The 14,787-nt window shown below is 50.4% G+C and carries 13 protein-coding genes, 1 other RNA gene and 1 pseudogene; 8 read left to right on the forward strand and 7 right to left on the reverse strand.

The window, feature by feature from the left end; all coding sequences use genetic code 11:
* Nucleotides 1-89: 89 nt before the first annotated feature.
* The gene (locus HV243_RS13860) at nucleotides 90-866 is read right to left on the reverse strand and encodes a hypothetical protein (protein ID WP_047417797.1); all 777 of its coding nucleotides are present in this window, start codon (nucleotides 864-866) and stop codon (nucleotides 90-92) included.
* Between the two features lie 376 nt (nucleotides 867-1,242).
* Nucleotides 1,243-2,130 (reverse strand): LysR family transcriptional regulator, encoded by an 888-nt coding sequence (locus HV243_RS13865; RefSeq protein WP_029139523.1) that lies wholly within the window; start codon nucleotides 2,128-2,130, stop codon nucleotides 1,243-1,245.
* 122 nt (nucleotides 2,131-2,252) lie between these two features.
* Here HV243_RS13865 and HV243_RS13870 point away from each other — a divergent pair, with 122 nt between their 5' ends.
* Nucleotides 2,253-3,104 carry a Vmh family MBL fold metallo-hydrolase gene (locus tag HV243_RS13870; protein WP_053390169.1) on the forward strand — a complete coding sequence of 284 codons (852 nt, stop codon included), beginning with the start codon at nucleotides 2,253-2,255 and terminating at the stop codon, nucleotides 3,102-3,104.
* Nucleotides 3,105-3,171: 67 nt separating this feature from the next.
* Here the strand turns inward: HV243_RS13870 and HV243_RS13875 are convergent, their stop codons facing one another.
* From HV243_RS13875 to HV243_RS13885, 3 genes are all read right to left on the reverse strand, one after another.
* Nucleotides 3,172-3,360 (reverse strand): YdiH family protein, encoded by a 189-nt coding sequence (locus HV243_RS13875; protein ID WP_029139522.1) that lies wholly within the window; start codon nucleotides 3,358-3,360, stop codon nucleotides 3,172-3,174.
* Between the two features lie 77 nt (nucleotides 3,361-3,437).
* Complete coding sequence (menI, locus tag HV243_RS13880) at nucleotides 3,438-3,848, reverse strand: 1,4-dihydroxy-2-naphthoyl-CoA hydrolase (RefSeq protein WP_016152900.1); 411 nt, start codon at nucleotides 3,846-3,848, stop codon at nucleotides 3,438-3,440.
* The gene (locus HV243_RS13885; RefSeq protein WP_053390168.1) at nucleotides 3,845-6,901 is read right to left on the reverse strand and encodes an FAD-binding and (Fe-S)-binding domain-containing protein; all 3,057 of its coding nucleotides are present in this window, start codon (nucleotides 6,899-6,901) and stop codon (nucleotides 3,845-3,847) included. Before HV243_RS13885 ends, menI begins: the two co-directional genes overlap by 4 nt.
* Nucleotides 6,902-7,114: 213 nt before the next feature.
* Between HV243_RS13885 and ydiK the strand changes: the two genes are divergently transcribed.
* The 4 genes and pseudogenes from ydiK to HV243_RS13905 form a co-directional block, all read left to right on the forward strand.
* The gene (ydiK, locus tag HV243_RS13890; protein ID WP_016156362.1) at nucleotides 7,115-8,224 is read left to right on the forward strand and encodes an AI-2E family transporter YdiK; all 1,110 of its coding nucleotides are present in this window, start codon (nucleotides 7,115-7,117) and stop codon (nucleotides 8,222-8,224) included.
* Nucleotides 8,225-8,408: 184 nt separating this feature from the next.
* An RNA gene (gene rprA / locus HV243_RS13895) (antisense sRNA RprA) lies at nucleotides 8,409-8,516 on the forward strand.
* A gap of 158 nt (nucleotides 8,517-8,674) precedes the next feature.
* On the forward strand, nucleotides 8,675-9,031 hold the full coding sequence (locus tag HV243_RS13900; RefSeq protein ID WP_016156361.1) for a YdiL family protein: 357 nt from the start codon (nucleotides 8,675-8,677) through the stop codon (nucleotides 9,029-9,031).
* 48 nt (nucleotides 9,032-9,079) lie between these two features.
* Nucleotides 9,080-10,228: pseudogene (locus HV243_RS13905) on the forward strand (MFS transporter); the annotation flags it as partial.
* On the opposite strand, the gene HV243_RS25710 reads toward HV243_RS13905, so the two are convergent.
* A complete protein-coding gene (locus HV243_RS25710) occupies nucleotides 10,180-10,395 on the reverse strand; it encodes a hypothetical protein (RefSeq protein WP_346342830.1) in 216 nt (71 codons plus the stop codon). The pseudogene HV243_RS13905 and the gene HV243_RS25710 overlap by 49 nt on opposite strands.
* Nucleotides 10,377-11,357, reverse strand: a complete 981-nt coding sequence (locus HV243_RS13910; protein WP_125086350.1) for an IS5-like element ISKpn26 family transposase — start codon at nucleotides 11,355-11,357, stop codon at nucleotides 10,377-10,379. The genes HV243_RS25710 and HV243_RS13910 overlap by 19 nt, the downstream gene beginning before the upstream one ends.
* Before the next feature lie 383 nt (nucleotides 11,358-11,740).
* Here HV243_RS13910 and HV243_RS13915 point away from each other — a divergent pair, with 383 nt between their 5' ends.
* Genes HV243_RS13915 through aroD form a run of 3 tightly spaced genes read left to right on the forward strand, consistent with a single transcriptional unit; the run spans nucleotide 11,741 to nucleotide 14,659 of the window.
* Nucleotides 11,741-12,976, forward strand: coding sequence for an MFS transporter (locus tag HV243_RS13915; protein WP_053390159.1), 1,236 nt, complete (start codon nucleotides 11,741-11,743; stop codon nucleotides 12,974-12,976).
* 21 nt (nucleotides 12,977-12,997) lie between these two features.
* The gene (ydiB, locus tag HV243_RS13920; protein ID WP_053390160.1) at nucleotides 12,998-13,864 is read left to right on the forward strand and encodes a quinate/shikimate dehydrogenase; all 867 of its coding nucleotides are present in this window, start codon (nucleotides 12,998-13,000) and stop codon (nucleotides 13,862-13,864) included.
* A 36-nt stretch (nucleotides 13,865-13,900) separates the two neighbouring features.
* On the forward strand, nucleotides 13,901-14,659 hold the full coding sequence (gene aroD, locus HV243_RS13925; protein ID WP_053390161.1) for a type I 3-dehydroquinate dehydratase: 759 nt from the start codon (nucleotides 13,901-13,903) through the stop codon (nucleotides 14,657-14,659).
* Nucleotides 14,660-14,787: the final 128 nt, after the last annotated feature.

Here is a 14,787-nt window from a genome sequence, read left to right on the forward strand (position 1 = left end):
TGATAGAAGGGGGTAACTTCCTCTGTCAGGCTATACCTAACCAGGGAGTTATCAGAGATGAGATTCGCAGAGCGGTGAACGGAAAAAAGTTAACGGCTGGCTAACCACCCATTGCCATTTTTCACTCGCCCGAAGGCAGGGGTTATATTATTTTCAAGCTGATAGATGATGGATAAAATAACATTTAAGTTATATCGTGTTATTTGATTATGTTCAGTTGCAAAGGATGAACTGGTTTCCACAAGATTGAAATGATTATATTCCTGCAACAGTGCTAAATTTGGCGCAATCTCAACAGGAAACTGCTTATCATTTGGTGAGGTGAAAAGATAGATATTCGCAGTTTTATGTTTATCTCTGTAGATAACATCCTGCAGCATATTATCCAGCTTATTAATATTCGCTGGCGAGATGGTGCCCATCATCTCTTGTCCGACGTGCGTCCAATATCCTTTTGCAACATAGCTACCGATGTAAAACTGGGGGACTGCTGTAATGATGTTCCGAATGTTGTGCTTAATGCCGTAATACATCGACATCGACCCGCCTTTGGAAGCACCAAGAATAGTCGTGTTAGAGGGTTTTACAAAATCAATCACCCCCTGCATGAGTAGACTAACCCCCTGCTCAATATCGAAATTCATTTTATTACACAAGTAATAAGCTGGCAGACCGCCAAAATCATCTTTAATCCATAGAATTGCAGAATGGCAATGGTCAAGCATGACAAAATCATAGATGGTAGCATCCGGGATATTAAATCCAGACATGACAATCAACAAATGCCGACAATCTCTGGAGGCCGGTTTGAATCGATAGTGAATCGGTGTCTGATTTTTATAATTGAAAACAAGATTCTCTACCATTATTTAAACCCGGTTAACGTTTCACGGTGACCAGAACAGCGCACACAGTAATGATTTACCAAAGGGTCTGTTCTGCATTCTCTGTGCGATATAAAGCGGTTATGATTCTTTAAACTTAAATGTCACCACGGCTATTTTTTGACAACATCGGTCTGCAGACTCACGGCAAGTAGGTACAATCCCGTTCGGGCACTACGTGAAGACAACAAAAAACCCTTAAGGCTGCTTGCTGGCAGGCTTAAGGGTTCCGGCCCCATCCGGCGCTTATCTCCGGCACTCACGATGGCTTAGCTCTTGAAGGGGCGATAAGAATAATCTCACTTCCGGATATGTTTTGTTTAACACAAATTGCGATTTGACTATTTTATAAGCGTATTCAATCAATTATTAGGCGCTGTTTTTCACTGAGCGCGTCCAGCAACAGGCGCAGTCCTGCAGGCTGATGCTCCCGCGAAAGATATAAACCATAAATTGGCAGGCTTTTTGGTTGAAGCTCGGGCAAGAGTCTAACCAGCTTTCCCTGTGCCAGCCCTTCCCGCGCCTCCAGTTCCGGCACCAGCGCAATGCCCGTTCCCGCCAACGCCGACTCACAAAGCAACGAAGAGATCCCGGCGCTCAAATTGCCTTTAATCGCAACAGCTGCAGCCCGCCCCTGGGCATCCAGAAAGTGCCAGGATTTTCCGGCAAACCCGCTGTAGTACAGACAATTATGCCGCGTAAGGTCGTCGATAGTCTCAGGAGTGCCATGTTGATGCAGGTACTCTACAGACGCGCACAGTACCGATTTACAGTCGCCAAGGCGACGGGCGATAGTTCCAGGTTCAGGGTTTTCCGTTATACGGATCGCCACATCAATGCGTTCTCCAACGAGGCTTACCGGTTGATTATTGATCTCCACCTCGATACGCAGTTGCGGATACTTCGTCAGAAACGCGGGCAGTACCGGCGCTAAAATATGCATAGCTGTAAAATGCGCACAGGCCACACGTAGCGTGCCAGAGGGAGTTTGCGCGGCGCTGGCGGCACCAATATCCAGCGAAAGCTGCGCCAGAGAACGCGTTTTCACTAATGCCTCTTCACCCGCTGGCGTGATCGTCAGACGGCGCGACGAGCGATGGATAAGCCTTGCACCCGCCCATTTCTCCATCTCGTCGAGGTAACGACTGACCATCGGACGGGAAAGCCCCAGCGCACGCGCGGCGGCGCTCAGACTGCCCAAATCACAGATATGGTTGAATACCGTTGCCGCCATCACTCTGTCCATTGCATCCCATCCGATCGTTTTATGAAACTCAGCATGTCCTAATAAGGGAATTCTAACAGATCCGAATTTCCTTAAAATACAGGAACTATCAAAAGACAATTTCCTGCACAAGGATACCTAGCATGAAAGTTAAAACGCTGGCCCTGCTGTTACCTCTGTTCGCCTCTTCATCCTTTGCCGCGACGCTACAGCTGGACGTCTACAATCCACAGGACAAGGCTATTTTCCCGGTCTCTTCAACGCTGGTTTCAGGACCGAAAGAAGCAATATTGTTTGACGCACAGTTCAGTACTAAAGATGGTGAACAGCTGGTGCAGATGATTCGCGCCAGCGGTAAAACGCTGAAGGCCATCGTGATCACCTCCGGCGATCCGGATTTCTATTTCGGACTGCAGCCTATCGTCAAAGCCTTCCCACAGGTAAAAGTCCTGGCAACACCGCACGTAGTAGACCATATCCGTGCCACCAAAGAGGCCAAACTGCAATTCTGGGGTCCGCAAATGAAGGATGGTGCGCCAACATCGCTCACCGTTCCGCAAGCAACAACGCAAACGCATTTCACGGTTGATGGTGAAACGCTGGAACTGCGCCACCCTAATGATTATGCAGCCTACGTCTGGATCCCGGCGAACCGTGCCATTATTGGCGGTACCGGCGTGGCGTCTGGTATACACGTCTGGACGGCGGATACGCAATCTGCAGAACAGCGTAGCGCGTGGCGTAGCGTATTGGGCGAAATGCAGAAGTTACAACCCACCCAGGTGGTCCCGGGGCATTACATCGGCGAACGCCCTGTGGGCGATAAAGCGATTCGCTTCACACAGGACTATCTGCAATCGTTTGAGCAGGCGTTAGGGGCGAAGAAAGGTTCGGATTATGTGATTAAAACCATCACCGCGGCATGGCCAGGTCTTGCAGACGCAAGTTCTCTGGAGCTAAGTGCGAAGGTTAATACTGGTGAGATGAAGTGGTGATTGAGATTTAACGCAAAAAATAACCCCGAACGCGTGTCGGGGTTTCATTACGATAAGCATACCGGAATCAATGAACGCCCATGCGCCAGGCAAAATAGATCTCTTCTTTTAGTTCAGTCGAAGAAAGCGTCAATAAATCCGCGAACTCCAGCTCTAACTGTTTCAGTCTTTTCAGGTACTGAGCTGGTGAAAGATCGGTTTTATCACGACGTAAAAACTCTATTGCCAGTTGGGCCGGGTCTAATTGGGTAGACATATCATCCTCGCTTGTGTTCAAAACCTGCACAGTATAACACCATTCCCTGTGCAGATAATGACCAAAAGCAATATGCATCACAAAATTGCTGTCGTCAGACGCGACGTGCAGCACAATCGTCCCTGCTCATCGAAGATTTCGATTTGCCATACCTGATGACGGGAGCCGGTATGCACCGCGCGACATACCCCTCTGACGCGCCCTTCCCGCGCCGAGCGAATATGGTTGGCGTTGACCTCCAGGCCCACCACTTTCTGCTCACCCTGAGTACACAGATAACCAGCCACCGAACCAATGCTCTCAGCCAGCACCACGGACGCGCCGCCGTGCAGCAAACCAAATGGTTGTTTAGTACGGTGGTCTACCGGCATTGTGGCTTCCAGCGTGTCATCGCCAATGTGCACAAAACGAATATCAAGCAGCCCAACCATATTTCCTTCACCCATGGCGTTGAGCGCTTCGAGTGTGACTTCACGTTTCCAGATCATCCTATAATCTCCAGCAGTGCCTGTAATGGATGGCGAACGCCCGTGCCTTCAACGCGTTTAACCTGACTGCGACAGGAGTATCCGGTAGCCAGACAACGGTTACGCGGCAATCGTTGCATTGCCTGGTGCCATGATAGCTCATAGATCCCCAGTGAGTTCTGATGATTCTTCACTTCGTGGCCATAGGTGCCCGCCATACCACAGCACCCTACGCTGATGTTCTCCAGCTTTGCACCAAAGCGGGCAAAAATAGCCGCCCACTGAGCAGGCGCGCCCGGCAGGGCCGTCACTTCGGTACAGTGTCCAAAGAAGTACCACGGTTCACCGCCCACAGCGACTGGCTGCTGTGACTCCACAACTGTCGATAACCATTCGTTGGCGAGTAACACATGGAAATCGCCCCGTTGCTCTCCAAGCGCCAGTTTGTATTCATCGCGATAGCAAAGCACCAGCGCCGGATCGACACCCACCATCGGAATATTCAGCTTCGCCACCCGATTGAGAAACTCAGATGTTTTCTTTGCGGTTTTAGCAAAACGGTTTAAAAAGCCCTTAATATGCTGGGCCTTGCCGTTTGGCGAGAACGGCAGCAGTACCGGCTGCAAACCCAGCTTTTCAACCAGACGTATAAAATCAGCCACCACCTGTGCATCGTAATAGCTGGTGAACGGATCCTGCACCACCAGCACCGTACGGGCTTTTTGCTCAAGGCTGAGTAATTCGAGTTGTTCCAGCGTCATATTAGCGGAACGATGGCCAACTAACTGACGTTGAAGCGACGGCGCAGACAGCAGCGGTAAGTCGACCATGCCGATGTGCTTTTTAGCCAGATTACGCACCAGCGGCTGGTTGATGAAGAAGTTAAACGTGTTGGGCGCCCGCGCCATTAACGGCGCATAACTCTCAACGGTCGCCACCATGTGATCGCGCAACGGCCGCAGATAACGCGTGTGATACAACTGCAGGAAGCGTGAGCGGAACTCCGGCACATCGATTTTAATCGGGCACTGTGTGGAACAGGCTTTACACGCCAGACAACCCGACATTGCCTCTTTCACTTCGTGCGAGAAATCGTATTCGCCTTTGCGCGCATGCCAGCTATTGCGGGTACGGGCAATCAGCGTACGTAAACTGGCACGTTTTTCCGGTAGCTCTTTTTCCAGCTGTAGCGGGTCAATCCCGCGATCTGCCAACAGACGCAGCCATTCACGCACCAGCGTAGCTCGCCCTTTCGGTGAATGGATGCGGTTGAGGCTGATTTTCATCGACGGACACATCGGGCTTTTCGCATCAAAGTTAAAGCATAACCCGTTGCCGTTACACTCCATCGCCCCACGCCACTCCTGGCGTACGGCCAGCGGGATCTGACGGTCATACGTTCCGCGTTTCACCGCGTCCACTTTCATCATCGGCGCATCAACATCTTCCGGTGGACAGATTTTGCCAGGATTGAGCCGGTTTTGCGGATCAAACACCGATTTCACTTTACGCAGTTCTCGATACAGTTCCTCACCGAAGAACGCCGGGCTATATTCTGCACGAAAACCTTTCCCGTGCTCGCCCCACAGCAGACCGCCATATTTTGCCGTCAGCGCGACAACATCGTCAGAAATGCGTTTCATCAGCACTTCCTGCTGCGGGTCGCACATATCCAGCGCCGGTCTGACGTGCAACACGCCTGCATCTACGTGACCAAACATGCCGTAACTCAGGCCGTGGCTATCGAGCAGCGCGCGGAACTCGGCAATATAGTCAGCCAGATGTTCCGGCGGAACGCAGGTATCTTCAGCAAACGGAATCGGCTTCGCGGCCCCTTTCGCATTCCCCAGCAGACCGACAGCTTTTTTACGCATCGCGTAAATGCGCTCGACGCCTGCCAGCTCGGTACATAGCTGCCAGCCTATAACACCCGCTTCCTGACGCGCAATTAAGCCATCCAGCCGTTCGCACAGTGCGCTGACCTGCGAATCAATCAATGCTTCATCGTCACCGGCAAACTCCACAATATTCAGACCCAGCATCTCTTTATCCGCCACATCGGTAATCAATTCACTTACCGAGTGCCAGACAATATCTTCCCGTGCCAGGTTAAGCACTTTGGAGTCGACGGTTTCTACCGACAGCGCGCGCGCTTCCACCATCACCGGGGCATTACGCAATGCCGAGTCGAAAGAGTCGTACTTAACGTTAACCAGTTGTCTGACTTTGGGTAGCGGCGTGATATCCAGACGGGCTTCGGTGATAAACGCCAGCGTACCTTCAGAGCCGGTAAGAATGCGGGTTAAATCAAATTCGGTCATCTCATCGTTAAAGACGTGCCGCAGATCGTAACCGGTCAGGAAGCGATTAAGTTTCGGGAATTTATCAATGATCAGCAGTCGGTTGTCGCGGCAACGCTCATAAACCGTCTTGTAGATGCGGCCAATAGTGGTGTTGCTATTACCCAGCGTTTGGGCAAGTTCGACCGGCATTGGCTGGGTATCAAGAATATCGCCGCCCATCAGCACCGCGCGGATACCCAGCACGTGATCGGAGGTTTTACCGTAAACCAACGAGCCTTGTCCGGATGCGTCGGTATTGATCATCCCCCCCAGCGTTGCCCGGTTACTGGTGGATAACTCGGGGGCAAAGAAATAGCCGTAAGGCTTCAGAAACTGGTTGAGCTGGTCTTTTATCACCCCGGCTTCAACCCGCACCCAACCTTCCTGCACATTGATTTCAATGATGCGGCTCATATAGCGGGACATATCAACAATAATGCCCTGATTCAGCGCCTGACCGTTGGTCCCGGTGCCGCCTCCGCGTGGGGTAAAAATCAACGAAGAGAAAAGAGGTTCCGCCGCCAGACGAGCGATAAGCGCCACATCTGCGGTTGAACGAGGGAATACGACAGCATCAGGAAGCAGCTGATAAATACTGTTATCCGTCGACATTGTCAGACGATCGGCATAGCTCGTTGCCGTATCGCCCGTAAATCCTTGCTGCTCCAGTGCCTGCAAAAAATTGAGCACCAGTTGAACGACACCTGGCGCCTGAGAAATTTGTGGAATCATTATAGTGACCCTTTCCTGCGGTCTGTGTTGTGAATTTAATCGTTTGCGTGTTGCTTTGTTTGTTGTATCACATTTTTTTCTAATACGCTCAGCAGATTTACAGGCAGAATCCGCCTGTCAAAAACCGCTGAAATTGCTCATCATTACAGGGTGTCATTTAAGTGTTCACGTCGCGTCAACGTTCTGGCGCAAAGACAAAGGTGAAAAGTATTTATGGTAAATTTCCGCCAGCCCAAGGATATTGCACAAGTGCTGCTATCGGCGCTGTTTTTAGCCGTCATGATTGTGGCCTGTCTTTGGATTGTTCAGCCCTTTATCCTCGGTTTTGCATGGGCGGGGACGGTGGTCATTGCGACCTGGCCGATCCTGCTACGCTTACAAAAATTGCTCTGGGGCCGTCGCTCGCTGGCCGTGCTGGTGATGACCCTGCTGCTGGTGCTGTTGTTCATCATTCCTATCGCGCTACTGGTCAATAGCATTGTTGATGGCAGCGGGCCATTGATCCATGCCGTAACCGCAGGCGATATGACCCTGCCGGATCTGGCGTGGCTGAACAGTATTCCGTTGGTCGGCGCAAAATTGTATGCCGCGTGGCACAGTCTGCTGGATATGGGCGGCGCGGCCATCATGGCCAAGGTTCGTCCTTATATCGGCACGACGACGACCTGGTTTGTTGGCCAGGCTGCTCACCTTGGCCGCTTTATGATGCACTGTGGTCTGATGCTGCTGTTCAGCGCCCTGCTGTACTGGCGCGGTGAACAGGTGGCGTTAGGTATTCGCCACTTCGCTTGTCGCCTGGCATCCAAACGTGGCGATGCCGCCATTCTGCTGGCAGCACAAGCCATTCGCGCCGTCGCATTAGGCGTTGTGGTCACCGCGCTGGTGCAGGCAGTGCTCGGTGGCATTGGTCTGGCGGTAACCGGCGTGCCGTACGCCACGCTGCTGGCGGTATTGATGATCCTGTCTTGTCTGGTGCAACTGGGGCCATTGCCGGTGCTGGTCCCGGCCATTATCTGGCTGTACTGGACGGGCGATTCAACCTGGGGCACGGTGCTGCTGGTGTGGAGCGGCGTGGTCGGAACGCTGGATAACGTTATTCGCCCGATGCTGATTCGCATGGGGGCCGATTTGCCGCTGATCCTGATTCTCTCAGGGGTCATCGGCGGACTGATTGCCTTCGGCATGATTGGTCTGTTTATCGGCCCGGTGGTACTGGCCGTGTCCTGGCGTCTGTTCTCCGCCTGGGTAAACGAAGCCCCTGCGCCAGGTAGCGATCCCGACGAAATCCTCGAAGAAATTGCTGAAATCGAACGCAATAAGTAATCCCACGTCAGGCGGCACTGCCGCCTGATTGTTTAACAATACTAATCAATTCCGCCCGCTTACTAAATAAGACCCAACGTTATCCTTCTTTAAATACTCATTTGCTTCGCAAATTATTTACAGTTTTTAAACTATTGAGATGAATCTGATCGACGTAAAAAATCAGTATGCCTACTATTAGCCCATGGCTTTAGATCAACACATTGATTTATAAGCATGGAAATCCCCTGAGTGAAACAACGAATTGCTGTGTGTAGTCTTTGCCCATCTCCCACGATGGGCTTTTTTTTGTCCTTCGCGCGCCTCGCCACCAACCTTACCGCACCACAGCTCCGCTCTTCCCCGTTGATAAACAAATAATATTGCACAAGATACTGTGACTCTCTTCAAGCCGAAATATCCACAGCAATGTTATTACTATTCCACCGTCTTTTATGAGGTGATCAAATAATGAACGCATTGGAACTCCAGGCTATCCGCCATATTTTTGCTATGACGGTAGAAGAAAGCGCTATGTATATCTCGCGGGATCACAATGTTGCCGCCTGGCAACAATGGGAGAATGGCGAAAGGGAAATCCCGGAAGACATCACGCGCATTTGTGCAGAAATGAAAGCCAGACGAAAGTTAAGAATTAACGCCATTATCGAAAAAATAAATAACCGTATCGGTAATAACACCATGCGTTTCTTTCCCGATCTGATCTCTTTTCAGGCAGTTTATCAGCACGATGATTTTCTCGACTGGAAAATCTATCAATCGGCCGCTGTTGAACTGTATGCCCACGACCTTGAGCGTTTGTGTTAAGAGACCGCAGCGCCACACTCATTTAGCCTCTTCGCTGAGTAACATATTATGAAAAACACCTATTTCTCCACTGCGATAGGGCTGTACTTTAATTACCTGGTACACGGCATGGGGGTCATTCTGATGAGCCTCAATATGTCTTCACTGGAACAACAGTGGCACACCGATGCCGCAGGGGTCTCAATTGTTATTTCCTCACTCGGCATTGGCCGTTTAAGCGTGTTATTGGTGGCGGGCATGCTTTCCGATCGCTATGGCCGCAGACCGTTTATTATTTTCGGTATGGTCTGCTACCTGCTGTTCTTTGTAGGCATCATCAATACTCACAGCATTTATATTGCCTATGCTTTTGGATTTTTAGCTGGAATGGCAAACAGTTTTCTTGACGCCGGAACTTACCCCAGCCTGATGGAGGCGTTTCCCCGCTCTCCCGGCACGGCTAATATCTTAATTAAAGCGTTTGTTTCCATCGGTCAGTTTCTGCTGCCGATGATTATCAGTCTGCTGGTGTGGGCAGAACTTTGGTTTGGCTGGTCCTTCCTTGTGGCGGCCGCGGTAATGCTAATCAATGGCGTATTTTTGTTTCGCTGTCGATTCCCGGCCCATCCTGGGCATCAAGCCCCCCTCAAGGCATTACCCGTTGAACAGAAAAGCATACAATCTGAACATCGTTGTTCTCTTCTCGATCTCGCCAGTTACACTCTGTACGGCTACATCGCCATGGCGACATTTTATCTGATAAGCCAGTGGTTAGCACAATACGGACAGTATGTCGCCGGGATGTCCTACACCTTATCGATCAAGCTGTTAAGCATTTACACCTGCGGTTCTCTACTGTGTGTGTTGATCACCGCGCCACTGGCACGAAAGACGGGGCGCGCAACCTCTCTGTTAATGCTGTACACCTTTATCTCATTTATCGCATTGCTGATGGTCTGCCTGCATCCGTCGATCTACATGGTGATCGTCTTCGCGTTTGTCATCGGTTTCTCTTCAGCCGGAGGCGTTGTACAAATCGGTTTAACGCTGATGGCCGCACGCTTTCCCGATGCGAAGGGCAAAGCTACCGGGATTTACTACAGCGCGGGCAGCATTGCGACCTTCACCATCCCACTGATAACGGCAAGACTCTCGCAGACCAGCATTGCTCACATCATGTGGTTTGATACCGGCATAGCCGCGGTAGGCTTCCTGTTAGGGAAGGTGCGAATAAGCAGGTCATTTCTTCCCAAATTGACTCGCTGATTAAAATTTCGCGGATCTGGGCCGATTTTTTTCCCGTAAACACATCGAATCAGCCTATTTAGGCTATTTTTTCCACCATTTCTGGCGTTATTTCCGGTTTTTACTGAGATCTCTCCCACTGACGTATCATTTGGTCCACCCGAAACAGGTTGGCCAGGGTGAATAACATCGCCAGTTGGTTATCGTTTTTCAGCAGCCCCTTGTATCTGGCTTTCACGAAGCCGAACTGCCGCTTGATGATGCGAAACGGGTGCTCCACCCTGGCACGGATGCTGGCTTTCATGTATTCGATGTTGATGGCCGTTTTGTTCTTGTGCGGATGCTGCTTCAAGGTTTTTACCTTGCCGGGACGCTCGGCGATCAGCCAGTCCACATCCACCTCGGCCAGCTCCTCGCGCTGTGGCGCTCCTTGGTAGCCGGCATCGGCTGAGACAAATTGCTCCTCTCCATGAAGCAGATTACCCAGCTGATTGAGGTCATGCTCGTTGGCCGCGGTGGTGACCAGGCTGTGGGTCAGGCCACTCTTGGCATCGACACCAATGTGGGCCTTCATGCCAAAGTGCCACTGATTGCCTTTCTTGGTCTGATGCATCTCCGGATCGCGTTGCTGCTCTTTGTTCTTGGTCGAGCTGGGTGCCTCAATGATGGTGGCATCCACCAAAGTGCCTTGGGTCATCATGACGCCTGCTTCGGCCAGCCAGCGATTGATGGTCTTGAACAATTGACGGGCCAGTTGATGCTGCTCGAGCAGGTGGCGGAAATTCATGATGGTGGTGCGATCCGGCAGGGCGCTATCCAGGGATAATCGGGCAAACAGGCGCATGGAGGCGATTTCGTACAGGGCATCTTCCATGGCACCGTCGCTCAGGTTGTACCAATGCTGCATGCAGTGAATACGCAGCATGGTCTCCAGCGGATAGGGCCGTCGGCCATTGCCCGCCTTGGGATAAAACGGCTCGATGACAGCGGTCATATTCTGCCATGGCAGAATCTGCTCCATGCGGGAGAGGAAAATCTCTTTTCGGGTCTGACGGCGCTTAGTGCTGAATTCACTATCGGCGAAGGTGAGTTGATGGCTCATGATGTCCCTCTGGGATGCGCTCCGGATGAATATGATGATCTCATATCAGGAACTTATTCGCACCTTCCTTAGCATTGTTTATTGGCTATCGCAGCCGTATCGCGACAAAGCAGCAACTAAACATGGCGATGGTCGTAAAATAACGCGGATGCAATATTGTTCTCCCCCGCTGCAAAATAATTGGTCGCGGTTTTAAAACTTCAGCAAAATGTTGGTTGAAAGAATTAAGTTTCACAGTTGAGCATGCAACATACCTGGTAACTTAAACGCCATGCTATGTAGGCACAATATCAGCACCCCAGTATATTAATCACAAGGTCGCCGCAATTTAAACAATATCGACGAGCACAGAACAATTTTAAAATCCGCAAGGAGTTGTGAACATGTCTCAAAATAAGACCTTTAATACGCCATTTCTTTTGGCGATAATCTGTATTTATTTAAGTTATTTTTTACACGGCATTAGCGTCATTACACTGGCGCAAAACATGAGTTCTCTTGCAGAAAAATTCTCCACCGACAATGCTGGGATAGCCTATTTAATTTCCGGCATTGGTCTTGGTCGCCTGGTGAGTATTTTATTCTTTGGCGTGCTCTCAGATAAATTTGGTAGACGGGCTATCATTCTGTTAGGTGCTATTCTGTACATGCTGTTTTTCTTCGGCATTCCCGCCAGCCCGAATCTGATGATTGCCTTTATTCTCGCTGTTTGTGTCGGCGTCGCTAACTCGGCCCTGGATACAGGGGGCTATCCGGCATTGATGGAATGCTTCCCTAAGGCATCTGGGTCAGCTGTTATCCTGGTTAAAGCGATGGTCTCATTCGGGCAGATGATCTACCCCATCGTCGTCAGCACCATGCTGCTCAACCATATCTGGTACGGCTATGCGGTCATTATCCCGGGGGTACTGTTCGTCGTCATAACGTTGATGCTGCTCAAAAGCCGTTTCCCCAGCCAGATGGTGGATGCGGGCATTGCAAAAGAGCTACCGCAGATGAACAGTAAACCGCTGGTCTGGCTGGAAGGCGTAGCCTCCGTTATGTTTGGGGTGGCCGCATTTTCTACCTTTTACGTCATCGTAGTCTGGATGCCGAAATATGCGATGGCATTTGCCGGCATGGCAGAAGCCGACGCGCTGAAAACCATCTCTTACTACAGTATGGGATCGCTGGTCTGCGTGTTTATTTTTGCTGTACTGCTCAAGAAAATGGTTCGACCCATTTGGGCGAATGTGTTTAACGCCGGGCTGGCAACCCTCACCGCAGCGGTTATCTATTTATATCCATCCCCATTGGTGTGTAACGCCGGTTCATTTCTTATCGGGTTTTCTGCCGCAGGCGGTATTTTACAGCTCGGCGTTTCGGTGATGTCAGAGTTTTTCCCCAGGAGCAAAGCCAAGGTCACCAGTATTTATATGATGATGGGGGGCGTAGCCAACTTTATTATCCCATTAATCACCGGATACCTTTCTAACATTGGCCTGCAGTACATCATTTTGCTGGACCTCGCATTTGCTTTGCTGGCCTTCATCACCGCCATCATCGTCTTTATTCGTTACTACCGCGTATTTGATATTCCCAAAAATGATGTGCGGTTGGGCGAACGTTATTTTCAATAAATTGCTTAGAAGGAGTATCAAATGGACGTAACTGCAAAATATGAACTGATTGGTCTGATGGCCTATCCTATCAGACACAGCTTGTCGCCTGAAATGCAAAATAAGGCATTAGAAAAAGCGGGATTACCTTTTACCTACATGGCATTTGAAGTCGATAACTCCACGTTTGCTAATGCGATTGCCGGGCTGAAGGCCTTAAAAATGCGCGGTACCGGAGTCTCAATGCCCAATAAGCAACTGGCATGTGAATATGTTGATGAATTAACGCCTGCAGCCAAACTGGTCGGCGCGATTAATACTATCGTCAATGATGATGGTTACCTGCGCGGCTACAATACTGATGGCACGGGGCATATTCGCGCCATCAAGGAAAGCGGTTTCGATATCAGGGGTAAAACCATGGTACTGTTGGGCGCAGGCGGCGCGTCAACGGCCATTGGCGCCCAGGCGGCGATTGAAGGCATCAAAGAAATCAAACTCTTTAACCGTCAAGATGAGTTCTTTGCCAAAGCGCAGGAATTCGCCAAACGTGTTAATGAAAATACCGACTGCGTGGTCACCGTTATCGATCTCGACGATCAACAGGCTTTTGCGGACGCACTGGCCAGCGCGGATATTCTGACTAACGGTACGAAAGTGGGAATGAAGCCGCTGGAGAACGAATCTCTGGTAACCGACGTTTCCCTGCTACGCCCGGATCTGCTGGTGACTGAATGCGTCTACAACCCGCATATGACCAAATTATTGCAACAGGCACAACTTGCCGGTTGCAAAACGATTGATGGTTACGGCATGTTGTTATGGCAAGGGGCTGAACAGTTCAAACTCTGGACCGGGAAAGATTTCCCTCTTGAGTATGTGAAACAGGTTATGGGTTTTGCAGCCTGATGAGCAAGCATTTGTAAAATATTTAAAGGGTAATCGATGAAAACCGTAACCGTAAAAAACCTCGTCATTGGCGAGGGTGCGCCGAAGATCATTGTCTCACTGATGGGTAAAGACATCGCAACGGTAAAAAGCGAAGCGCTGGCCTATCGCGAGGCGGATTTCGACATTCTGGAATGGCGCGTTGACCATTTCACCGAGGTGTCCTCCGTTGATGCCGTACTGGAAGCTGCACGCGCCATCCGCGATGTGATGGCTGACAAACCGCTGCTGTTCACCTTCCGTAGTGCCAAAGAAGGTGGTGAACAGGCGCTGGCTGTCGAAAACTATATTGCGCTAAACCGTGCGGCGATAGATAGCGGTCTGGTCGATATGATCGACCTGGAGCTTTTCACCGGTGACGAACTGATTAAAGCCACCGTCGAATATGCACATGCAAAAAATGTCGCCGTCATTATGTCGAATCATGATTTCCATAAGACGCCAGCGGCACAAGAGATTGTCCTGCGTCTGCGTAAAATGCAGGAGCTTGGCGCTGATATCCCTAAAATCGCCCTGATGCCGCAAAACAAGACGGATGTATTGACCCTGCTTGGCGCAACTCTGGAAATGCAGGAACGCTATGCCGATCGCCCGATCATTACTATGTCGATGGCTAAAACAGGGGTGATTTCACGTCTGTCCGGTGAGGTTTTCGGTTCAGCGGCAACCTTTGGTGCGGTGAAAAAAGCCTCTGCCCCTGGGCAAATTTCGGTCACCGACTTACGTACCGTTTTGACCATATTGCATCAGGCATAATAGTACCGTTTATCCATATTAATATCAGTAATGCCCTGCCCCAGATATTCGCTTAATCACGAATATCGGGCAGGTGGCCGGACATTATTAAATAACTCACATTATTATTGTCGAATATAGCGACAGGT

The sequence above is a fragment of the Citrobacter sp. RHBSTW-00599 genome (assembly GCF_013784065.1).
GTDB classification, from domain to species: domain Bacteria; phylum Pseudomonadota; class Gammaproteobacteria; order Enterobacterales; family Enterobacteriaceae; genus Citrobacter; species Citrobacter braakii.